Source organism: Streptomyces lienomycini (assembly GCF_027947595.1).
Classification (GTDB): Bacteria; Actinomycetota; Actinomycetes; order Streptomycetales; family Streptomycetaceae; genus Streptomyces; species Streptomyces lienomycini.
In genome coordinates, this window is the sequence record NZ_CP116257.1 from 6,190,903 (window position 1) to 6,208,622 (window position 17,720).

Consider the following 17,720-nt stretch of genomic DNA (forward strand, 5'->3'; position numbering starts at 1 on the left):
CGTCGTCAGGGCTCGTGGGTGATCTCCACGACCACGTCGATCTCACCCGTGTTGTCGTCGAGGCAGCCCTCGCCGTCGTTGATGCGGAGCTGGACCAGGCCGTCCCCGCCCGCCTTGAAGGTCTTGGCCTCTCCTATGGCGAGGACCGGTGCGTCCTGGGTGTCGGCGAGGCGGGTCACCAGCGTGCCGAAGGGCGCGTCGGGGTCCACCTTGCACTGGGCCGCGAAGTCCAGCGTCCGGTCGGACTGCGCGTCGTAGCCGGCCGGGCCGGTCATGGGCATGGTCTGCTGGTCGACCGTCCACTCGCCCTGCCGGAACCGCACGGTGACGGTGTCGCCCGCCCGGACCACCGCGTTCTCCACCGGCTGCCAGCCCTGCTGGGCGCTCACGACCAGCTCGTAGGACGCCTCCTGGGGCGCCCCCACGGGTGAGGCCAGGGGGGTCGCCGCCGGGGCGGGGGCTTCGGTGGCGCCCTGGACCGGCCCTTGTTCGTCGTCGCCCTGGAAGGGTGTCACGCCCGCGAGGAGCAGTCCGCCGCCCATGACGCCGACGAGCGCGGCGGCTCCGGCGAGGGTCCCCGCCAGCCACCGGCCGGGGCTCGCCTGACGCGCCGGGGACGGTGTGTACGTGCTCTCGACGGTGTGGACGGCCGTGCCTTCGAAGCCCCCGGGGGGTGCGAGCCGCGTGTCTCCGGCCCGGGCCGACTCCTCGGCGTCGCGGCCGACGGTGACGGTGACAGCGTCGGCGTCGGACGCGACCGATCCGCTCGCGGAGCCGAGTACGGGCAGCAGGGCGCCCTCGGTGGCCTCCTGCGCCGCGACGCCGCGCAGGGCCGCCGCCACGTCGTCGACGGTGGGGCGCTCGCCCGGCGTCTTGCGCAGCAGCGCCTCGACGACGGGACGGAGCGGGCCGAGCCGCTCGGGGAGCACCGGCTCGCCGTACACGACGGCGTGCATGGTCGCCGCGTACTCGGGCCGGCGGAAGGGCGAGCGTCCTCCGCAGACGGTGACCAGCGTGGCGCCGAGCGACCACAGGTCGGACGCCGGTCCGGCGTCCTGCGCCGTGGCCCGTTCCGGTGCCATGTACTCGATGGAGCCGACGAGTTGGCCGGTGGAGGTGAGCAGTTCGCCGTCGTCGAGGGCGGCGATGCCGAAGTCGGTGAGTACGGCGCTGCCGTCGGGCCGCAGCAGCACGTTGGCCGGTTTCACGTCGCGGTGCAGGGTGCCCGCGAGGTGGACGGCCCTGAGCGCGTCGAGCAGCTGAAGCCCGATCCGCGCGGTGTGCCCCGGGGTGAGCGGCCCGGACCGGCGCACCTGGGCCGCGAGCGAGGGCCCCCGCACCAGCTCCATGACGATCCAGAGCCGGTCCTCGAACTCGACCAGGTCGTGCACGCCGACCACGTGGGGGTGCGGCACCCGGGCGACGGCGCGCGCCTCACGGACCGCGCGCCGCATCCGCGTCCGGCGGTCCTCGTCGCCCTCGACGGCGACGCGCAGCTCCTTGGCGGCGACCGGCCGGTCGAGCAGCTGATCGTGGGCCCGCCAGACGACGCCCATGCCGCCCTTGCCGAGTACGTCGAACAGCAGGTACCGGCCGGCGATCAGCCGCCCGGAGCCCCCGTCGGCCTGCTGATCAGGTACACCGGTCAGCACCGGTCTCTCACATCCCTCTCGCTACCACTCGGCAACCCGCATCCGCCCCCACCATACCGACCCCCGGGGGACGGCTCTCCCCAACCTCCCCCGGCACGCGCGAGGTTGAGGGACAACGGCCCGTCCCCTCCCCCTGCACGTCCCGGGCCGGGGCGGCCGGGACACCACGCGGTCACCCGCTTTCCCCGGGAGCGACGGAGTAGCTGAGGTCCTTGGCCGTGAGCGAGGCCGGCCGCAACCGCAGCCACGTCGTGCCGCGTTCGCTCGGCGCGTCGTACAGGTAGCGCACGAACCGCTCGTCCCAACGGGTCTCGTCCGCTCCCAGGTACCGGGCCAGTTTGCGTCGCCCCCTCGGGACGTCGAACGGCACCAGTTCGGCCTGCCCTCGCGCGATCACCTGCCGTACGCGTCCCGTCGCGAGGTCGCACTCGTCCACCACGAGCGCGATGTCCGGGTCGCTCCTCACCCGGTCGAACAACCGGGTCCACGGTCCCGTCAGCACTTAGAACGCGCCGTCCTCCCACAGGAACCAGACCGGGCGCACGGTGGGCCCGCCGGTGGCGAGGCGAGCGGTGAGGGGTCGCCGCAGGAAGGTGTCCGTATCGAAGTCGGAAGTCGTCACGCCGCGCATCCTGCCGTGCGCGGCGAGCCCGGTGGAAGCGGCAGACGAGTCGGGCTGTACGCCGGGTTCTGTTCCGGAGGGTCCTCGCGGGCCCTCCGGCGACGGCCATCCATCTACGACCGGCGTTGCCACCGGTCTCCAGCGGTCTACCCGCGGACTCGGGCGGGCAGCCCTCGATCGTCCGCGCAGAGGCGCCTCTTCTTGCGAGGAGGCGTCTCCTCTTGACCTTGCTCCGGGTGGGGTTTACCTAGCTGCCCAGGTCGCCCTGGGCACTGGTGGTCTCTTACACCACCGTTTCACCCTTACCGGGGGCCGAAGCCTCCGGCGGTCTGCTTTCTGTGGCACTGTCCCGCGGGTCACCCCGGGTGGCCGTTAGCCATCACCCTGCCCTGTGGAGCCCGGACGTTCCTCGGGAAGTCCCGTGAGGGACTCCACGCGGCCGCCCGCCCGGCTCGTCTGCCGTGTCGACCATGGTACCCGGCGGACCTCCCGCCCCGGACCGGCGGCAGCCGTCGCGAGGACCGAGCCGGCCAGGATCAGGGTGAAGGCGACGCCGATGCCGAGGGTCAGGTCCTCGTCCAGGAGCAGAGCGCCCGCGGCGACGGCCACCGCCGGGTTGACGTAGGTGATGACGCCGGCGCGTACCGGGCCGACCTCCTTGATCAGCTCCAGGAAGGCCACGAAGGCGATCGCGGTGCAGACGACGCCGAGGCCGGCCAGGGCGGCCAGGGCCTCGCCGGAGGGGAGGGAGGTGGGCCGGGTCAGGAAGGCGGCGGGGGCGTAGACGACGGCGGCCAGGGTGAGACAGGGGGTGATGAGCTGGAGGGTGGGGACGTTCTTGAGGTGGCGGGCGGCTATGAGGGGGGCGGTGGCGTAGCCGACGACCGTCACCAGCACCTCGGCCAGTGAGCGGGCGTCCCCACCGGTGAGGTGCGGGACGGTGAGGACGGCGACGCCTCCGAGGCCGAGTCCGAGGCCGGTGATCCGGCGGGCGCCGACCCGCTCCGCGGCGCCGAAGAAGCGCGCCAGGAGCACGCCGACGATCGGCACGCCCGCGATCAGCAGCCCGGCGGTGGAGCTGGACAGGTGCCGCTCGGCGTCCGTCAGGGTCCACCAGGGGCCGATGATCTCGATCACGGCGAAGGCCAGCATCGGCTTCCAGTGGCGTCGTACGGTGCCGAAGAGGTCTCCCTTGCGCAGGGCGAAGGGGAGCAGGAGGGCCGCGCCGAGCGCGCAGCGCGTGAACACCACGCCGGACGGGGACACCTCGTCCACCGCCACCTTGATCATCAGGTAGGGGACACCCCAGACCACTCCCATCAGGGAGAACAGGAACCAGCCGCGTGCAGTCATGCGGCGAGTCTCGGCCGCCTCACCCGGTGCGGTCTTGAACGCTGTTGCGGTACGCCGCCGGGGTCACCCCGAGCACCCGGCGGAACCAGCGGGTCAGGTGCGCCTGGTCGGCGAAGCCCACCAGGGCCGCCACCTCGGCCGGGCGCAGGCCCGCGTCCAGGAGCCCGCGCGCCCTGGCCACCCGGTGCTGGGCGAGCCAGGCGTACGGCGGCATCCCCGTCGCCGTACGGAAGGCCCGCAGGAGTTGGTAGCGGGACAGACCGAGGTCGGTGGCGAGGGCGGCCAGCGGCGGCGGGGCGAGGAGTTCGTCGGCGAGCCGGTCGCGTACGACGCGGGCGACGCGGTCGGCACCGGGGACCGTGTCGTCGGCCGCGCGGGCCGTGGAGTGGCGGCGGGCGAGCGCCGTGAGCAGCCAGGGCAGGCGGGACTCGGCCTCCAGGGGGTCGGGGCAGCGGGCCAGGTCCGTGTGCGCGGCGCGCAGGGCGGCGGCGAGTTCCGGGTCGTCGATGACCGGCTCGCGGAAGTGTGGGAGGGCGGTGGCGCGGGTGCCGTCGGTGAGGAGGGGCGGGGTCGCGTACAGAGCGCGGTACGAGTAGCCGTCGGGGGCGGCCGGGCCGCCGGTGTGCACCTCGCCCGGTTCCAGGACGACGATGGAGCCCGGCCCGGAGTGGATGTGCCCGCCCCGGTAGGCGATGACCTCCAGGCCGCCGACGGTGACGCCCACCGTGAACTCGTCGTGGGCGTGCGGGGCGTAGACGTGCCGGTCGAAGCGGGCGGTGAGGAGGTCGAGGGGAGGGCCGGCCGCCCCCAGCCGTGCCCTCGTCCAGCGTGCCTGCTCGCCGCGCGCGTCCATCGCCGACCACCCCTGCTCCTACGGGATCAGAGGAAGTCGGTGGTGTCCAGGTCGAAGGAGAAGGGGGCGGGGAGGGTGAGCGGCTTTCCGAGGGCGACGGTGCAGTGCTGTCGGTAGTCGTCGCTCTCCGGGGCGCTGAACAGTGTGATCGAGGATGCCTCACGGTCGGCGAGCAAGTAGAAGGGCATGGCTCCACGTGCATAGCAGCGGCGCTTGGTCTCGCGGTCGGTCCTCCGACGCGGGGACGTCACCTCCAGCACCAGGGTGACGCCCTCGCACGGCATCCAAGGAGCTGCCCCGCGGAACAGCCGAAGCTCGCGGGGGACGAAGGTGCCGTCCGGGATCACATGGTCCAGGGGTTGGCCCTCCGCGCTCTTCAGGGTCAGGCCCTTGTGCGCGGAGAACTGCATGTCGGCTCGCGACCGCCTGTACATCTGGCTCACGATCCGGCTGATGCAGTGTTCATGTTCTCCGTCCGGCGGCGGCGTGAGGACGAACTCGCCCTCGATGAGTTCCGCCCGGAAGCCCGTGGGTGCCTCCAGCTCGACGAACCATTCCACGAGCAGCTGCAGTGAGATCGGATCGTGTGTCATCGCCAAGGCGGATCTCCCTTCGTTCCTCGCCGACCATGGTGGGGCAGCCACCCCACCGCTCTCCGCGAGCATGGAAGCCGTTCCCTCGATCGTGGCTGCTTGACCCTGCCGCAACGTCAACGTTTCTACTGAGGTCATGCGGATCGGAGAACTCGCCGACGCCGTCGGCGTCACCACGCGGACCGTGCGGCACTACCACCATCAGGGCCTGCTGCCCGAACCGGAGCGGCTGGCCAACGGGTATCGGACGTACACGTTGCGGCACGTCGTCGTGCTGGCCAGGATCAGGCGGCTGACCGAGTTGGGGCTCGGCCTGGCAGAGGTACGGGACGTGCTGGCGGACGACGCCGGGAAGGACCTCGCCGAGGTGCTGGAGGAGCTGGACGCGGATCTCGCCCGGCAGGAGGCGGCGATCCGGGAGCGCCGGTCGCGGCTGCGGGCGCTGCTGGAGGCGGAGGGCGGGGTGCCGCCCGAGGGGCCGGTCTCGCCGGGGCTGGCGGAGCTGTTCGCCGGGATCGGGGACGTGTCCGATTCGCCGATGGCCCTGCGGGACCGGGAGATGCTGGTGCTGCTGGAGAGCACCGTCGCCCCGGAGGAGCGGGAGGGGCTGGTGGCCGCGATGCGCGGCGCCCTGGGTTCGCCGGAGGCCGCGGCACGGGCCCGCCGTACCTACGCGCTGCTCGACGAGTTGGCCGACGCCCGCGCCGACGACCCCCGCGTGGCGGAGGCGGCCCGCGTACTCGCCGCCTTCATGCCCGCGGAGCTGCTGCCCGAGGAGGGCTTCGAGCTGGACTCCGGCCACGGTCTCCTGCGCGCCCTGTTCGCCGACTTCGCGCCGGCCCAGGCGGAGGCGGTCCGGCGGGCCATGGAGATCACCGCCCGGGGACGGCGGTCGTGAGGGGCGCCGGTCTCACCGCGCTTCCGTCCCTGCTCGTCCGGCACGAGCTGGAGCTGTGGGGGAGCCTGTGGCTGTGGGCGGCCCGGCGGACCCACGGGGCGGCGGCCGGCGGGGCCGTCTTCGGGTACGCGCGGGGGCAGGGCGCGATGATGGCCGGGTTCGCCTTCGTGTGTGTCGTCGAGTCCGTGATGATGTCGGTGCTGCTGCGGGACTGGCCCGCCGTGCACCACGTGATGCTGGTGCTGGACGTGTACACGGTCGTGATCGTGATCGGGCTGCACGCCGCGTCCGTGGTCCGGCCGCACGTCCTGGATCCGGCCGCCGGGACGCTGCGGATCCGGCGGGCCCTCCACGTCGACGTGCGGATACCGCTGGAGCGGATCGCCTCCGTCCGGCGCGAGCTGCGCACGACGCACGAGCCGAGGGACGGGGAGCTGGACCTCGCCGTGGGGTCCCAGACCTCCGTCACCGTCGAGCTCGCCGAGCCCGTCGCCCACGTCTCCTTCTTCGGGCGGCGGCGGGAGGTGCGGGTGGTGCGGTGCCATGCCGACGACCCGGGGGCGCTGGTACGGGCCGTCGAGCGGGCGCGGGCGGGGGACGCCGTACCCTGACCGGGGGCTGGGGAGCCGGCTCGATGTGAAGGAGTACGTGTGCTTGTCCTGCTGCCGCCGTCCGAGGGGAAGGCCGCGTCCGGCCGGGGTGCCCCGCTGAAGACCGGGTCGCTGTCCCTGCCGGGGCTCACCGAGGCCCGGGAGGCCGTCCTCGGGGAGCTGGTCGAGCTGTGCGCCGGTGACGAGGAGAAGGCGCGCGAGGTGCTCGGGCTGAGCGAGGGGCTGCGCGGCGAGGTCGCCAAGAACGTGGGGCTGCTGACCGCGGGCGCGCGTCCGGCCGGGGAGATCTACACCGGGGTGCTGTACGACGCCCTGGACCTGGCCTCCCTCGACGCCGCCGCGAAGAGGCGGGCGGCCAGGTCGCTGCTGGTGTTCTCGGGGCTGTGGGGTGCCGTGCGGGTGACCGACCGGATCCCCTCCTACCGGTGCTCGATGGGCGTGAAGCTGCCCGGCCTCGGGGCGCTGGGCGCGTACTGGCGGGCGCCGATGGCCAAGGTGCTGCCGGAGACGGCCGGTAACGGGCTCGTCCTCGACCTGCGTTCGGCGGCGTACGCGGCGGCCTGGAAGCCGAAGGGCGAGGTCGCCTCGCGGACGGCGACCGTGCGGGTGCTGCACGCGCCGACCCGGAAGGTGGTCAGCCACTTCAACAAGGCGACCAAGGGGCGGATCGTCCGGGGTCTGCTGACGTCCGGGAGCGCGCCCGAAGGGCCTCGGGAGCTGGTGGAGGCGCTGCGGGAGCTGGGGTACGAGGTGGAGGCCGAGGCGCCCGGGAAGGCCGGGAGGCCGTGGTCGCTGGACGTGCTGGTGGACGAGGTCCACTGACCCTCCCCCACCCTGCCCCACCCCACCTCACCCTGCCCCGACCCCACCCCGCTCCCTCGCGTTGCACTGGCTGCAACGGTGATTGCAGAGAGTGCGTTCCGGCGGCACGATGAGGGCATGAGTTCTCCGCTGCCCTCCTCCCCCGCCCCCTCGGTGCTGGATCTCGCGCCGGTCGTGCCCGTCGTGGTCCTCGACGACCTCGCCGACGCGGTACCGCTCGCCCGGGCGCTCGTCGCCGGTGGGCTGCCCGCGATCGAGGTGACGCTGCGGACTCCGGTGGCCCTCGACGCGATCCGGGCGATCGCCGGTGAGGTGCCGGACGCGGTGGTCGGCGCGGGCACGCTCGTCACGGCCGAGCAGGTCGGGGAGGTCGTGGCGGCCGGGGCGCGGTTCCTGGTCAGCCCGGGGTGGACGGACGTACTGCTGGAGGCGATGCGGGGGTCCGGGGTGCCGTTCCTGCCGGGGGTGTCGACCACCTCGGAGGTGGTGGCGCTGCTGGAGCGCGGGGTGCGGGAGATGAAGTTCTTCCCGGCCGAGGCCGCGGGCGGCACCGCCTACCTCAAGGCGCTCGCCGCGCCCTTGCCGCAGGCCCGTTTCTGCCCGACCGGTGGCATCACCCCGGCCTCCGCACCGGAGTACCTGGCGCTGCCCAACGTCGGCTGCGTGGGCGGGAGTTGGATGCTGCCCAAGGACGCGGTGGCCGGCCGGGACTGGGGGCGCGTCGAGGCGCTGGCCCGGGAGGCGGCCGGGCTCAGCGCAGGTGGGACGTCTCGTTGAACAGGCGGACGCTGGCGCCGCCGTCCGCGTAGTACGCCACCGCCGACAGGGACGCCGCCGACAGCTCCATCCGGAACAGCGACTCGGGCGGGGCGCCCAGGGCGAGTCGCAGGAACGTCTTGATGGGCGTCACGTGGGAGACCAGCAGCACCGTGCGGCCCGCGTACTCCGTGACGAGCCGGTCGCGGGTCGCGGCGATCCGGACACCGGTCGCCGCGAAGCTCTCGCCGCCGCCGGTCGGTTCCGCGTCCGGGGAGGCCAGCCAGGCGTCCAGGTCGTCGGGGTGGCGGTCGCGGACCTCGCCGAAGGTGAGGCCCTCCCAGGCGCCGAAGTCCGTCTCCCGCAGGCCCTCCTCGACCGCCACCTCGAGACCGAGGCGGGCGGCGACGATGCCTGCGGTCTCGCGGGTGCGGGCCAGGGGTGAGGCGACGACCGCCTCGATCGTGCCGCGCCGGGCGAGGCTCGCGGCGACCTTCTCGGCCTGCTCCCGGCCGACCGGCGACAGGGACGGATCGCTGCCGCCGCTGCCGGAGAACCGCTTCTGCGGGGTGAGGGGCGTCTCGCCGTGCCGCAGGAGGACGAAGGTGGCGGGGGCGCCCATGTCGGGTGGTCCCCAACCGGGCGAGGCCACGGTCTTCGCCGCGCGTACGTCGGCGTCGGCCGCCCGTGCGCCTACGTCGGTGGAGGCCGCGTCGGCCGCGGCGTCCAGTTCCGCCGTCGACCCGGCCGGTGACCACTGTTCGCCGCGCGCGCCCGCGTCCATCGCCTCGTTGGCCAGGCGGTCGGCGTGCTTGTTGCTCGCGCGGGGGATCCACTCGTACGTCACGCGGCCGGGCGGGAAGACCCGCGCGGCCTCGGCCGCCAGCGGCTTCATGTCGGGGTGCTTGATCTTCCAGCGGCCCGACATCTGCTCGACGACGAGCTTGGAGTCCATGCGCACGTGGACGACGGCGTCCGGGTCGAGCTCCCTCGCCGCGCGCAGGCCGGCCAACAGCCCCCGGTACTCGGCGACGTTGTTGGTGACGACCCCGAGGTACTCGGCGGCCTCCACCAGGGACTCCCCCGTCGCCGGGTCGAGGACCACCGCGCCGTAGCCCGCGGGCCCCGGGTTGCCCCGCGACCCGCCGTCGGCCTCGACGACGAACTCCCGTACCCGGCCCCGCGAACCGGTCACCGGATCAGCCCCCGGATCAGCCACCGAACCGGCCCCTACAGCCCGGAGTCGGCCGTGCGCACCAGGATGCGGCGGCAGTTCTCGCAGCGGACGACCGTGTCGGGCGCCGCCGCACGGATCTCGCTCAGCTCGGTGATGGCCAGCTCCTGGCGGCACCCCTGGCAGCTGCGCTGGTACAGCTTGGCCGCGCCGACGCCGCCCTGCTGCTCGCGCAGCTTCTCGTAGAGCTTCAGCAGGTCGTCGGGGACGGAGCCCGAGACGACCTCGCGCTCCTTGGTCACCGAGCCCGCCTCGCCGTCCAGCTCCTCGACGGCCGCGTCGCGGCGCGCGGTGGCGTCGTCGATCTTGCCCTGGACGGCGCCGGACCGCTCGGTCAGCTCGGCGACCCGCTCCTGCGCGGACTCGCGGCGCTCCATCACCTCCAGCACGACGTCCTCGAGGTCGCCCTGGCGCTTGGCGAGGGAGGCGATCTCGCGCTGGAGGTTCTCCAGGTCCTTCGGGGAGGTGACGGCGCCGGAGTCGAGGCGCTGCTGGTCGCGGCCGGCGCGCTGGCGCACCTGGTCGACGTCCTGCTCGGCCTTGGTCTGCTCGCGGGCGCAGTCGCTCTCCTCGGTCTGCGCGGCGACGAGCAGGTCGCGCAGCTGGGTGAGGTCCTTGTTCAGCGACTCGATCTCGGCGTGCTCGGGCAGCGACCGGCGCTTGTGCGCGAGCTGCTGGAGACGCGTGTCGAGGCCCTGGACGTCGAGGAGTCGGATCTGGTCGGCGGGCTCGGCTTTCAGTTGGGGGCTCCCATTGCGCTAGAGGTCGGGGCGGACGCCGCGTGGGCGGTCCAGGGGTCGGTGACCGTCTTCGAGACGTGGACCCTGAGGTCCCAGCCGTTGCGGTCGGAGATCTCGTCGAGCTGGGCCGCGCCCAGCTCGCACCAGGGCCACTCGGTGGCCCAGTGCGCCGCGTCGAGCAGCGCGAGGGGGCTGTGGGCGCGGGCCTCCGAGGCCGGGTGGTGGCGGAGGTCCGCGGTGAGGAAGGCGTCGACGCCCGCCGCCCGTACGTGGTCGAAGAGGCCGTCGCCGGAGCCGCCGCTGACCGCGATCGTGCGGACGGTCGCCTCCGGGTCGCCCGCGACGCGGATGCCCTGCGCCGTGGCGGGCAGCCGCTCGGCGGCGCGGGCGGCCAGTTCGCGGACGGTCAGCGGGTGCGGCAGCTCGCACACCCTGCCCAGGCCCCGGCGGCCCTCGGGGTCGGCCGGGTCCGGCACCAGGGGCCGGACGACGTTCAGGTCGAGGGCGCCGGCCAGCGCGTCGGATACGCCCGGGTCGGCGGTGTCGGCGTTGGTGTGGGCGACGTGCAGGGCGATGTCGTTCTTGACGAGGGTGTGCACGACGCGGCCCTTGAAGGTGGAGGCCGCGACCGTCGTCGTCCCGCGCAGGTACAGCGGGTGGTGGGTGACGAGCAGGTCGGCGCCCAGCTTCACCGCCTCGTCGACGATCTCCTGGACGGGGTCCACGGCGAACAGGACCCGGGAGACCTCCTGGTCGGGGTCGCCCACGACGGTGCCGACCGCGTCCCAGGACTCGGCCCGCTCGGCGGGCCACAGGTTGTCCAGCGCGGCGATGACTTCTGACAGACGGGGCACGCGTGCAAGGCTACCTGGAGGTTCTGTGCCCTTGTACCCGCAGCCGGGACACCCCGCCGTGACCGCCGGCGCCCGGTTCGGCGCAGCACACCCCGTGCCCTCCCCTCAGGCGAATCGTTCCTGTGACACACGTACGTGTGATGGGGGGCGCTGCCGGTCCCCCGCCCGTGCGTGCGAAAACTAGCTTCGTCGCCGGAGGTGACCGAACGATGACGGCCTGTGCGATCGAGCCTTCGGCGGACCCCGGGAACAGCGGGGCCCCGAAGGCGGGCTGCAGCATCACCGCGGAGGGTGCCTACGCGGCGCGTCTGGCCCGGAGCGGAGGGAGCGGCGAGGCCTGGTACCCGGAGCGCTGGACCCTGGACGGCCCCGAGCCGTACGCGGTGCCGCTGCCGGGCAACCAGCCGGAGGAGCCGGGCACCGAGGTGCAGCCGATGGGCGACGGGCGGGTCCTGGTCCACCGCGTCGCGGCCGGCCGGCACCTCTTCGCGCTGCTGTACCCGACCGGGCCCGGCACCGGCGAGCTGCCGCTGGGCGCGGTCGAGTGCCCGGCGGACACCACCGCTCTGCGGCTGCTGCCTGCCGCGCCGGGCGGCGAGCAGGCGTACGCCCTGGCGGTCGGCCCGCGCTCGTCGGTGCTGTGGCAGGTCGCGGGCGGCGCGTTCGGGCCCGAGCGGGTCGCCGAGATCCCGGGCCGCTGCTCGGGCGGGGTCTGGCTGGACCGCACGGGCCGGATACTGGCCGTGGACCGGGAGACCGGCGGGCGCACCAAGGCGGTCGTGGTGGATCTGGAGTGCGGCGGCGAGGTGTCGCCGCTGCTGCAGATCGCCCCGGACAGCGACGACCGGATACTGCTGGCCGACCCCGACAGCGGGCTGGTGCTCATCCGCTCGGACGCTCCCTCCCCGGGGCGGGAGCGGCTCGGCTGGGGGGTCCTGGGCAGCACGCTGCCGGTGCGCTTCCCGGAGTGTCTGCGGCTGCCGGACTGCGTGGTGACTCCGTTCGCCGTCCAGCCGGGGCAGGTGCTGACCCCGGAGCGCTGCGCGGTGGCGCTGCGCGTGGACGGGGCGTTCGGCAGCTGGGTCGGCGTGTGGCGGCCCGCCGAACGGCAGGTCCGTCATCTCCCGGCGCCCGAAGGGTGGTTGGCGGGCGCCGGACTGTGGACCCCGGACGGGGAGCTGCGGCTGCCGTGTTCCACCCCGCGGTTGCCGTGCGGCGTGGCCCGGCTGGTCGCTCCCGGGACCGGCGACGAGCGGGCGGAGGGGACGAGGGGCACGGAGGGAACCGGGGGCGCGGGAGGCGCGGGACATGGCGCGGGAGGCGCGGGACATACGGAGGAATCGGCTCCGGGCAGGTCCGGCGGGGGCGGGAGCGACGGCGCGGCGGACGCTTCCACGCCCGCCCCGGCGCCTGCGCCCGCGCCCGCTTCGCCGCGCCCCGTTCCGCTGCAACAGGCGCCGCTGGCACGGCTTGTAACGAACTAGTGCCGGTTGGCGTGGCCGTCTGGATTCGACCCGAGGTGTGCCGGTTAGACTCGCCCGGCTGTAGGAAAGATCATGTTGACGGGGTGAATTCCTTCCGATGAACGACGCCAGCACGACCCAGCCGATCCAGGCCGCCGGTGCCGACGTTTCCGAGACCGACACCGGCCACGGCAAGCACCGTGGGCCGGTCTCCAGCCAGGAGGGCGTGGTGACCCCGCAGGGCCGCCACCGCAGGCCGGCCGAGGAGTCCGAAACGGCCGCCTGACGGCCCGGACAAGGCACGAGCAGGACACGCGCACGTCGTGAGCAGGACGCGGGCAGGACCGCGAGCAGGACGTGTGTGAGGCACAGAAGCGCACGAAGTACGCGGCTCCGGCCCCGTTCGCCGCATCCGGCGGACGGGGCCGTCGTCGTCACCCGTACCGGACGACGGTGTCGGCGAGGACCGGGGCGCCGTCCCGTTCGACGGCGCCGACGGCCACCCGCACCGAGCCGCCCACCGAGCCGGCGCGGTCCGGTCCCGCGGTCCCCCACATGCGGGTGCGCAGCGTCTCCCCCGGGTACACGACCCCGGCGAACCGTGTGCGGTACTCGCGCACCCGGGTCACGTCACCGTCCCACAGCGTGTCGACGACCGCCTTGAGCGCGGCGCCGTAGGTGCACAGTCCGTGCAGGACGGGCCGCTCGAAGCCGGCGCGGGCGGCGAACTCCGGGTCGGCGTGCAGGGGGTTCCGGTCGCCGGAGAGCCGGTAGAGGAGCGCCTGGTCCTCGCGCACGACGTGGTCGACGACGTGGTCCGGGGGTTCGGCGGGCGGGGGCGAGGGGCGTCCGGACGGGCCCCGCTCGCCGCCCCAGCCGCCTTCCCCGCGGACGAAGACCTCGGCCTCGTCGGTCCACAGCGGCCCGTCCGCGTCGGTGACCTCGGTGCGCAGGACGAGTACGGCCGCCGTGCCCTTGTCGTACGCGGCGACGACGCGCGAGGCCGCGTTCGCCCGGCCGTGCGCCGGGACGGGCCGGTGCAGGCGCAGGCGCTGGCCGCCGTGCAGGACGTGGGCGAGGTCGACGTCGACGCCGGGCACGGACAGGGCGCGGATCACGCCCGGTGGGCCGCCGCCGGCCACCGTCGCGAAGCTCGGCAGGACGTGCAGCCGGGTCTCCAGGGTGTAGCGCAGTTCGCGGGGGTCGGTGGCGGGCCGGCCCGCGCCGATGCCGAGGTGGTAGAGCTGGACGTCCTCGGGCCCCCAGGTGATCTCGCGGACCCGGGGCGCGGCGGCGAGTGCCCCGGCTGCGTCGATGGGCATGGCGCTCCCGCTCCTCATGGTCACGACGACGATCACGGACAGCCCGACCGTACGGTACGCGGCGGCCCGGGAGTCCGGGCGCCCACGACATCTGTCCCGCCGCTCACGACATCTGTCGCGCCGCCCATGACATCTGTCGCGCCGCCCATGACATTTGTCCTGCCGAACACCGGACAACCGCATCTGCCGTCCGACCCCGTCCGCTCCGTAGCGTCATCGGCATGACACCGACAGAGGGCACCACCCCCGCCGTCTCCTTCGCGAAAGCGGCCAAGGCCTACGGCGACGTCCGCGCCGTCGACGGCGTGGACCTGCGCATCGAGCCCGGCGAGACGGTCGCGCTGCTCGGCCGCAACGGCGCGGGCAAGTCGACGGCGATCGCGCTGCTGCTCGGTCTGTGCCCGCCCGACACGGGCACGGTGGAGCTGTTCGGCGGACCTCCGGAACGGGCCGTGCGCTCGGGCCGGGTGGGGGCCATGCTCCAGGAGGCACGGGCGGTGCCCCGGGTCACCGTGGGCGAGCTGGTCGCCTTCGTGGCCGGCCGCTACCCGGCGCCGATGCCCGCCGGCACGGCCCTGGAGCTGGCCGGGATCACCGAGTTGGCCGGGCGGCGCGTCGACCGGCTGTCCGGCGGGCAGGTCCAGCGGGTGCGGTTCGCCCTCGCGCTGGCCGGCCGCCCAGACCTGCTGGTGCTGGACGAGCCGACGGCCGCCCTGGACGTGGAGGCCCGGCAGGCCTTCTGGCAGTCGATGCGGGCGTACGCCCGGCGCGGCAGCACGGTCCTCTTCTCCACCCACTACCTGGAGGAGGCCGACGCGCACGCCGACCGGATCCTGGTCGTCGACCGGGGCCGGGTCGTCGCGGACGGCACCGGTGACGAGCTGCGCCGGGCGGCGGGCGGCAGCCGCGTCTCCTTCGACCTGGCCGGCCGGTCCACCGAGGGCCTGACGCTGCTGCCCGGGGTGCGTTCCTCGGAGGTACGGGGTGACCGGGCGCTGCTGCGCACCGAGGACTCCGACGCGACCGTCGTCGCCCTCGCGGAACTCGGCGCGATACGCCGTCTGGAGGTCGCCCCGGCCTCCCTGGACGACGCGTTCCTGGCCCTGACGACACCGGCCGGCCCCCGGCCGGAGAAGGAGAGTGTGCGATGAGGGACTACCTGCGGCTGGAGACCCGCCGTACGCTGCGCGATCCGGGCTTCGTCATCGGCGGCGTCGCCATGCCGGTCCTGATGTACCTGCTGTTCACCAACCTCGGGGGCGACGCGGGCGAGTGGAAGACCGGCGCGATGGTCGGCATGGCCGCGTACGGCGCGGTCGGTTCGGCCCTCAACACCGGTGGCGGGGTCGCCGAGGACCGGGCGATCGGCTGGCTGCGGCAGTTGCGGGTGACGCCGATGCCCGCGCACCACGTGGTCGTGGGCCGGGCGCTGACCGCGTCGGTGACCGTGCTGCCCGCGATCACCGCCGTCCTCGCCGCGGGCGGGCTGGTCAACGGCGTGCGGCTGGACGCCTGGCAGTGGGCGGCGCTGGCGCTGCTGCTCTGGCTGGGCTCGGTCCCCTTCACGCTGCTGGGGCTCGGCAACGGCTACCGGCTGACCGGGCAGACCACGGGCGTGGCGAACATGGTGGCCAACCTGGGGCTCGCGGTGCTCGGCGGGCTGTGGTTCCCGCTCGCGCTGTTCCCGGACTGGCTGCGCACGGTGTCGGCGTACACCCCGACCAACCGCTTCGCGGAGTTGGGCACCTCGGTCGCCACGGGACACGCGCCCGCCGCGGGTGCCATGCTCGTCCTGGCGGGGTGGCTGCTGGCGTTCGGGACGTACGCCGTCCTGTCCTACCGCCGCGGCGCGGCGGACAACTGAGCGCCGCGAGCGGCGGAGTGGAAGGGGGCCGACGGCCATGACCGGAGTCCGAGGGCGGCTGCGCGGGATCTCGTCCCGCCTGGACGCGTGGCAGTTGGCACGGCAGCCGGAAGCGGCCGGGGTCGGGGCCGGTGGCCGGCCGGAGCGGATCGGGCCGCCGCCCACCGGTTTCACGCTGCTGCCGTGGCTGCTGCTGGGGCTGGGCAGTCTCGCCAACATCTTCCAGGGCAACAGCTCCAACCCGTGGATCGGCGGCGCGGGGCTGATCGTCTTCAACTCGCTGTACATCCACGTCGCCTTCCGCTCCTTCCACAAGAAGTTGCGCGAGTCGCTGTCCACACGGCTGGCCCTGGCCGCCATGGCGGTGGTGACCTGCGCTCTGGCCCTGGCGTACGGCGGGAGCTGGCTGCTGTTCTTCCCCCTGCTCGGCCTGGCCGCGGGGGCGGCGCTGCGCGGCCGGTGGCTGGGCCGTTGGGGCTGGTCGCTGGCGGCGGTGGCGGGTGTCGTGGCCGGTGTCAAGGACGGCTGGAACGGCCTGAACATCGCCTACGGGACCTTCCTGTCGACGATGGTGACGGCCGCGATCCTGAGCCTGTCCGACGCCGTACGGGAACTGCGCGCCGCCCGGGAGGAACTGGCCACGCGGGCGGTGGCGGAGGAGCGGCTGCGGTTCTCCCGTGACCTGCACGACCTGCTGGGGCACACGCTGTCGGTGATCGTGGTCAAGTCGGAGGCCGCACGTCGGCTGGCGCACCGCGATCTGGAGGCGGCCCTGACCCAGGTCACGGACATCGAGTCGGTCGGCCGGCAGGCACTGACCGAGGTCCGCGAGGCGGTCACCGGCTACCGGGAGGGGAGCCTCGCCACCGAGTTGGACCGCGCCCGTTCGGCGCTGAGCGCGGCGGACGTGGAGCCGGTGGTCCGCAGTTCGGGCCCGCCGCTGCCGCCGCGGGTCGAGGCGCTGCTGGGGTGGGTGGTGCGGGAGGCGGTCACCAACGTCGTACGGCACAGCGGGGCGAGCCGGTGCGAGATCGCGGTGTCGGGCGGCACCGAGCGGGTCCGGCTGACGGTCACGGACAACGGCGCGGGGGCGAGCGGCCCGGCCCGGGGCACGGGCACCGGCCTGACCGGCCTCACGGAGCGCCTGGCCATGGCGGGCGGTTCGCTGACGGCGGGGGCGGGGCAGCGGGGCGGCTTCTCGGTGACGGCGGAGCTGCCGGTGCGGGAGGGACAGGAGCGAGGAGAGCAAGGAGAGCACGGGGAGGAGACGGAGGAGCGGGAGGAGCGGGAGGAGAGCCGGGAGGAGGGGGCCGGGGGTGGTGGCGGGCGTGCCGGGGTGGCCCCCGCGTCGTACGGATCGCCCTAACCTTGCCCCGTGACCGACGAGATGCCCCGCGCCCATCCCATCCGCGTCCTCCTCGCCGAGGACCAGGGCATGATGCGGGGCGCGCTCGCGCTGCTGCTCGGGATGGAGGAGGACCTCGAGGTGGTCGCGCAGGTGGCGGCCGGTGACGAGATCGTCGGCGCCGCGCTCGCGCACCGCCCGGACATCGCCCTCCTCGACATCGAACTGCCGGGCCTGAGCGGCCTGGACGCCGCCGCCGAACTGCGGGAGCGGGTGCCCGGCTGCCGGGTGCTGATCCTGACCACCTTCGGCCGCCCCGGGTACCTGCGGCGGGCCATGGAGGCGGGTGCCGCCGGATTCCTGGTGAAGGACGGCCCGGTGGAGGAACTGGCCGGCGCGGTCCGCCGGGTGCTGGCCGGAGAGACGGTGATCGACCCCGCGCTCGCCGCCGCCGCGCTCAGCGCGGGCCCCAGCCCGCTCACCGGCCGGGAGTGCGACGTCCTGCGGGCCTCGGCGGACGGTGCGACCGTCGCCGACGTCGCCGCGGCGCTGCACCTGTCCGAGTCCACGGTCCGCAACTACCTCTCGGCCGCGATCGGCAAGACCGGCACCCGCAACCGGACGGAGGCGCTGCGCGCGGCGCGGGGGCAGGGGTGGCTCTGACCGGCCCCGGCCCCGGCCCCGGCCCGGGCGGCGTCGGCCCCCTGCGGGGTTGCTCGTCGGCCGCGGGCCGGTGGG

17 protein-coding genes, 1 other RNA gene and 2 pseudogenes are annotated in these 17,720 nt (G+C 74.4%); 10 read left to right on the top strand and 10 right to left on the bottom strand.

Features of this window, described 5'->3' with window-relative positions; all coding sequences use genetic code 11:
• Positions 1 to 5: 5 nt before the first annotated feature.
• The 6 genes and pseudogenes from BJ961_RS28260 to BJ961_RS28285 form a co-directional block, all read right to left on the bottom strand.
• Complete coding sequence (locus BJ961_RS28260) at positions 6 to 1,652, bottom strand: serine/threonine-protein kinase (RefSeq protein ID WP_271415613.1); 1,647 nt, start codon at positions 1,650 to 1,652, stop codon at positions 6 to 8.
• Positions 1,653 to 1,824: 172 nt separating this feature from the next.
• Positions 1,825 to 2,283: pseudogene (locus BJ961_RS28265) on the bottom strand (pyridoxamine 5'-phosphate oxidase family protein).
• A 32-nt stretch (positions 2,284 to 2,315) separates the two neighbouring features.
• An RNA gene (rnpB, locus tag BJ961_RS28270) (RNase P RNA component class A) lies at positions 2,316 to 2,729 on the bottom strand.
• A gap of 70 nt (positions 2,730 to 2,799) precedes the next feature.
• Positions 2,800 to 3,627, bottom strand: a pseudogene (locus BJ961_RS36225) (DMT family transporter); the annotation flags it as partial.
• A 19-nt stretch (positions 3,628 to 3,646) separates the two neighbouring features.
• Entirely contained in the window at positions 3,647 to 4,480 is an 834-nt protein-coding gene (locus tag BJ961_RS28280; RefSeq protein ID WP_271415614.1) for an AraC family transcriptional regulator, read from the bottom strand.
• 26 nt (positions 4,481 to 4,506) lie between these two features.
• On the bottom strand, positions 4,507 to 5,073 hold the full coding sequence (locus tag BJ961_RS28285; protein WP_271415615.1) for a Uma2 family endonuclease: 567 nt from the start codon (positions 5,071 to 5,073) through the stop codon (positions 4,507 to 4,509).
• Positions 5,074 to 5,209: 136 nt separating this feature from the next.
• On the opposite strand from BJ961_RS28285, the gene BJ961_RS28290 reads away from it, so the two are divergent.
• The 4 genes from BJ961_RS28290 (at position 5,210) to eda (ending at position 8,181) form a co-directional block, all read left to right on the top strand.
• Positions 5,210 to 5,971 (top strand): MerR family transcriptional regulator, encoded by a 762-nt coding sequence (locus tag BJ961_RS28290; RefSeq protein ID WP_271415616.1) that lies wholly within the window; start codon positions 5,210 to 5,212, stop codon positions 5,969 to 5,971.
• Positions 5,968 to 6,582 carry a hypothetical protein gene (locus tag BJ961_RS28295; protein WP_271415617.1) on the top strand — a complete coding sequence of 205 codons (615 nt, stop codon included), beginning with the start codon at positions 5,968 to 5,970 and terminating at the stop codon, positions 6,580 to 6,582. The genes BJ961_RS28290 and BJ961_RS28295 overlap by 4 nt, the downstream gene beginning before the upstream one ends.
• 39 nt (positions 6,583 to 6,621) lie before the next feature.
• Positions 6,622 to 7,404: a peroxide stress protein YaaA gene (gene yaaA / locus BJ961_RS28300; RefSeq protein WP_271415618.1), complete on the top strand. Its 783-nt coding sequence runs from the start codon at positions 6,622 to 6,624 to the stop codon at positions 7,402 to 7,404.
• 117 nt (positions 7,405 to 7,521) lie between these two features.
• Positions 7,522 to 8,181 (top strand): bifunctional 4-hydroxy-2-oxoglutarate aldolase/2-dehydro-3-deoxy-phosphogluconate aldolase, encoded by a 660-nt coding sequence (gene eda, locus BJ961_RS28305; protein ID WP_271415619.1) that lies wholly within the window; start codon positions 7,522 to 7,524, stop codon positions 8,179 to 8,181.
• Here eda and BJ961_RS28310 read toward each other — a convergent pair.
• From BJ961_RS28310 to BJ961_RS28320, 3 genes are read right to left on the bottom strand one after another with little or no spacing between them, the layout of a single operon-like run.
• The gene (locus BJ961_RS28310; RefSeq protein ID WP_271415620.1) at positions 8,156 to 9,355 is read right to left on the bottom strand and encodes a bifunctional RNase H/acid phosphatase; all 1,200 of its coding nucleotides are present in this window, start codon (positions 9,353 to 9,355) and stop codon (positions 8,156 to 8,158) included. The two genes, eda and BJ961_RS28310, sit on opposite strands and share 26 nt — an antisense overlap.
• 35 nt (positions 9,356 to 9,390) lie before the next feature.
• Positions 9,391 to 10,134 (bottom strand): zinc ribbon domain-containing protein, encoded by a 744-nt coding sequence (locus BJ961_RS28315; protein ID WP_328661352.1) that lies wholly within the window; start codon positions 10,132 to 10,134, stop codon positions 9,391 to 9,393.
• Positions 10,131 to 10,988: a Nif3-like dinuclear metal center hexameric protein gene (locus BJ961_RS28320; RefSeq protein ID WP_271415622.1), complete on the bottom strand. Its 858-nt coding sequence runs from the start codon at positions 10,986 to 10,988 to the stop codon at positions 10,131 to 10,133. Before BJ961_RS28320 ends, BJ961_RS28315 begins: the two co-directional genes overlap by 4 nt.
• 209 nt (positions 10,989 to 11,197) lie before the next feature.
• Between BJ961_RS28320 and BJ961_RS28325 the strand changes: the two genes are divergently transcribed.
• A complete protein-coding gene (locus BJ961_RS28325) occupies positions 11,198 to 12,472 on the top strand; it encodes a hypothetical protein (RefSeq protein WP_271415623.1) in 1,275 nt (424 codons plus the stop codon).
• Between the two features lie 97 nt (positions 12,473 to 12,569).
• The gene (locus BJ961_RS28330; RefSeq protein ID WP_271415624.1) at positions 12,570 to 12,737 is read left to right on the top strand and encodes a hypothetical protein; all 168 of its coding nucleotides are present in this window, start codon (positions 12,570 to 12,572) and stop codon (positions 12,735 to 12,737) included.
• A gap of 148 nt (positions 12,738 to 12,885) precedes the next feature.
• On the opposite strand, the gene BJ961_RS28335 is transcribed toward BJ961_RS28330, so the two are convergent.
• On the bottom strand, positions 12,886 to 13,773 hold the full coding sequence (locus BJ961_RS28335) for a MaoC/PaaZ C-terminal domain-containing protein (RefSeq protein WP_271415625.1): 888 nt from the start codon (positions 13,771 to 13,773) through the stop codon (positions 12,886 to 12,888).
• A gap of 221 nt (positions 13,774 to 13,994) precedes the next feature.
• Here BJ961_RS28335 and BJ961_RS28340 point away from each other — a divergent pair, with 221 nt between their 5' ends.
• From BJ961_RS28340 to BJ961_RS28355, 4 genes are read left to right on the top strand one after another with little or no spacing between them, the layout of a single operon-like run.
• Positions 13,995 to 14,924, top strand: coding sequence for an ABC transporter ATP-binding protein (locus tag BJ961_RS28340; RefSeq protein WP_271415626.1), 930 nt, complete (start codon positions 13,995 to 13,997; stop codon positions 14,922 to 14,924).
• On the top strand, positions 14,921 to 15,637 hold the full coding sequence (locus BJ961_RS28345; RefSeq protein WP_271415627.1) for an ABC transporter permease: 717 nt from the start codon (positions 14,921 to 14,923) through the stop codon (positions 15,635 to 15,637). The genes BJ961_RS28340 and BJ961_RS28345 overlap by 4 nt, the downstream gene beginning before the upstream one ends.
• A 37-nt stretch (positions 15,638 to 15,674) precedes the next feature.
• The gene (locus BJ961_RS28350; protein ID WP_271415628.1) at positions 15,675 to 17,003 is read left to right on the top strand and encodes a sensor histidine kinase; all 1,329 of its coding nucleotides are present in this window, start codon (positions 15,675 to 15,677) and stop codon (positions 17,001 to 17,003) included.
• Between the two features lie 21 nt (positions 17,004 to 17,024).
• The gene (locus BJ961_RS28355) at positions 17,025 to 17,645 is read left to right on the top strand and encodes a response regulator transcription factor (RefSeq protein WP_271417192.1); all 621 of its coding nucleotides are present in this window, start codon (positions 17,025 to 17,027) and stop codon (positions 17,643 to 17,645) included.
• Positions 17,646 to 17,720: the final 75 nt, after the last annotated feature.

Bases quoted from the DNA above. Each gene is read 5' to 3' on its own strand.
- BJ961_RS28280 (WP_271415614.1), bottom strand. From the start codon at position 4,480: ATGGACGCGCGCGGCGAGCAGGCACGCTGGACGAGGGCACGGCTGGGG.
- BJ961_RS28285 (WP_271415615.1), bottom strand. From the start codon at position 5,073: ATGACACACGATCCGATCTCACTGCAGCTGCTCGTGGAATGGTTCGTC.
- BJ961_RS28290 (WP_271415616.1), top strand. From the start codon at position 5,210: ATGCGGATCGGAGAACTCGCCGACGCCGTCGGCGTCACCACGCGGACC.
- eda (WP_271415619.1), top strand. From the start codon at position 7,522: ATGAGTTCTCCGCTGCCCTCCTCCCCCGCCCCCTCGGTGCTGGATCTC.
- BJ961_RS28325 (WP_271415623.1), top strand. From the start codon at position 11,198: ATGACGGCCTGTGCGATCGAGCCTTCGGCGGACCCCGGGAACAGCGGG.
- BJ961_RS28330 (WP_271415624.1), top strand. From the start codon at position 12,570: ATGAACGACGCCAGCACGACCCAGCCGATCCAGGCCGCCGGTGCCGAC.
- BJ961_RS28335 (WP_271415625.1), bottom strand. From the start codon at position 13,773: ATGCCCATCGACGCAGCCGGGGCACTCGCCGCCGCGCCCCGGGTCCGC.
- BJ961_RS28340 (WP_271415626.1), top strand. From the start codon at position 13,995: ATGACACCGACAGAGGGCACCACCCCCGCCGTCTCCTTCGCGAAAGCG.
- BJ961_RS28345 (WP_271415627.1), top strand. From the start codon at position 14,921: ATGAGGGACTACCTGCGGCTGGAGACCCGCCGTACGCTGCGCGATCCG.
- BJ961_RS28350 (WP_271415628.1), top strand. From the start codon at position 15,675: ATGACCGGAGTCCGAGGGCGGCTGCGCGGGATCTCGTCCCGCCTGGAC.
- BJ961_RS28355 (WP_271417192.1), top strand. From the start codon at position 17,025: ATGCCCCGCGCCCATCCCATCCGCGTCCTCCTCGCCGAGGACCAGGGC.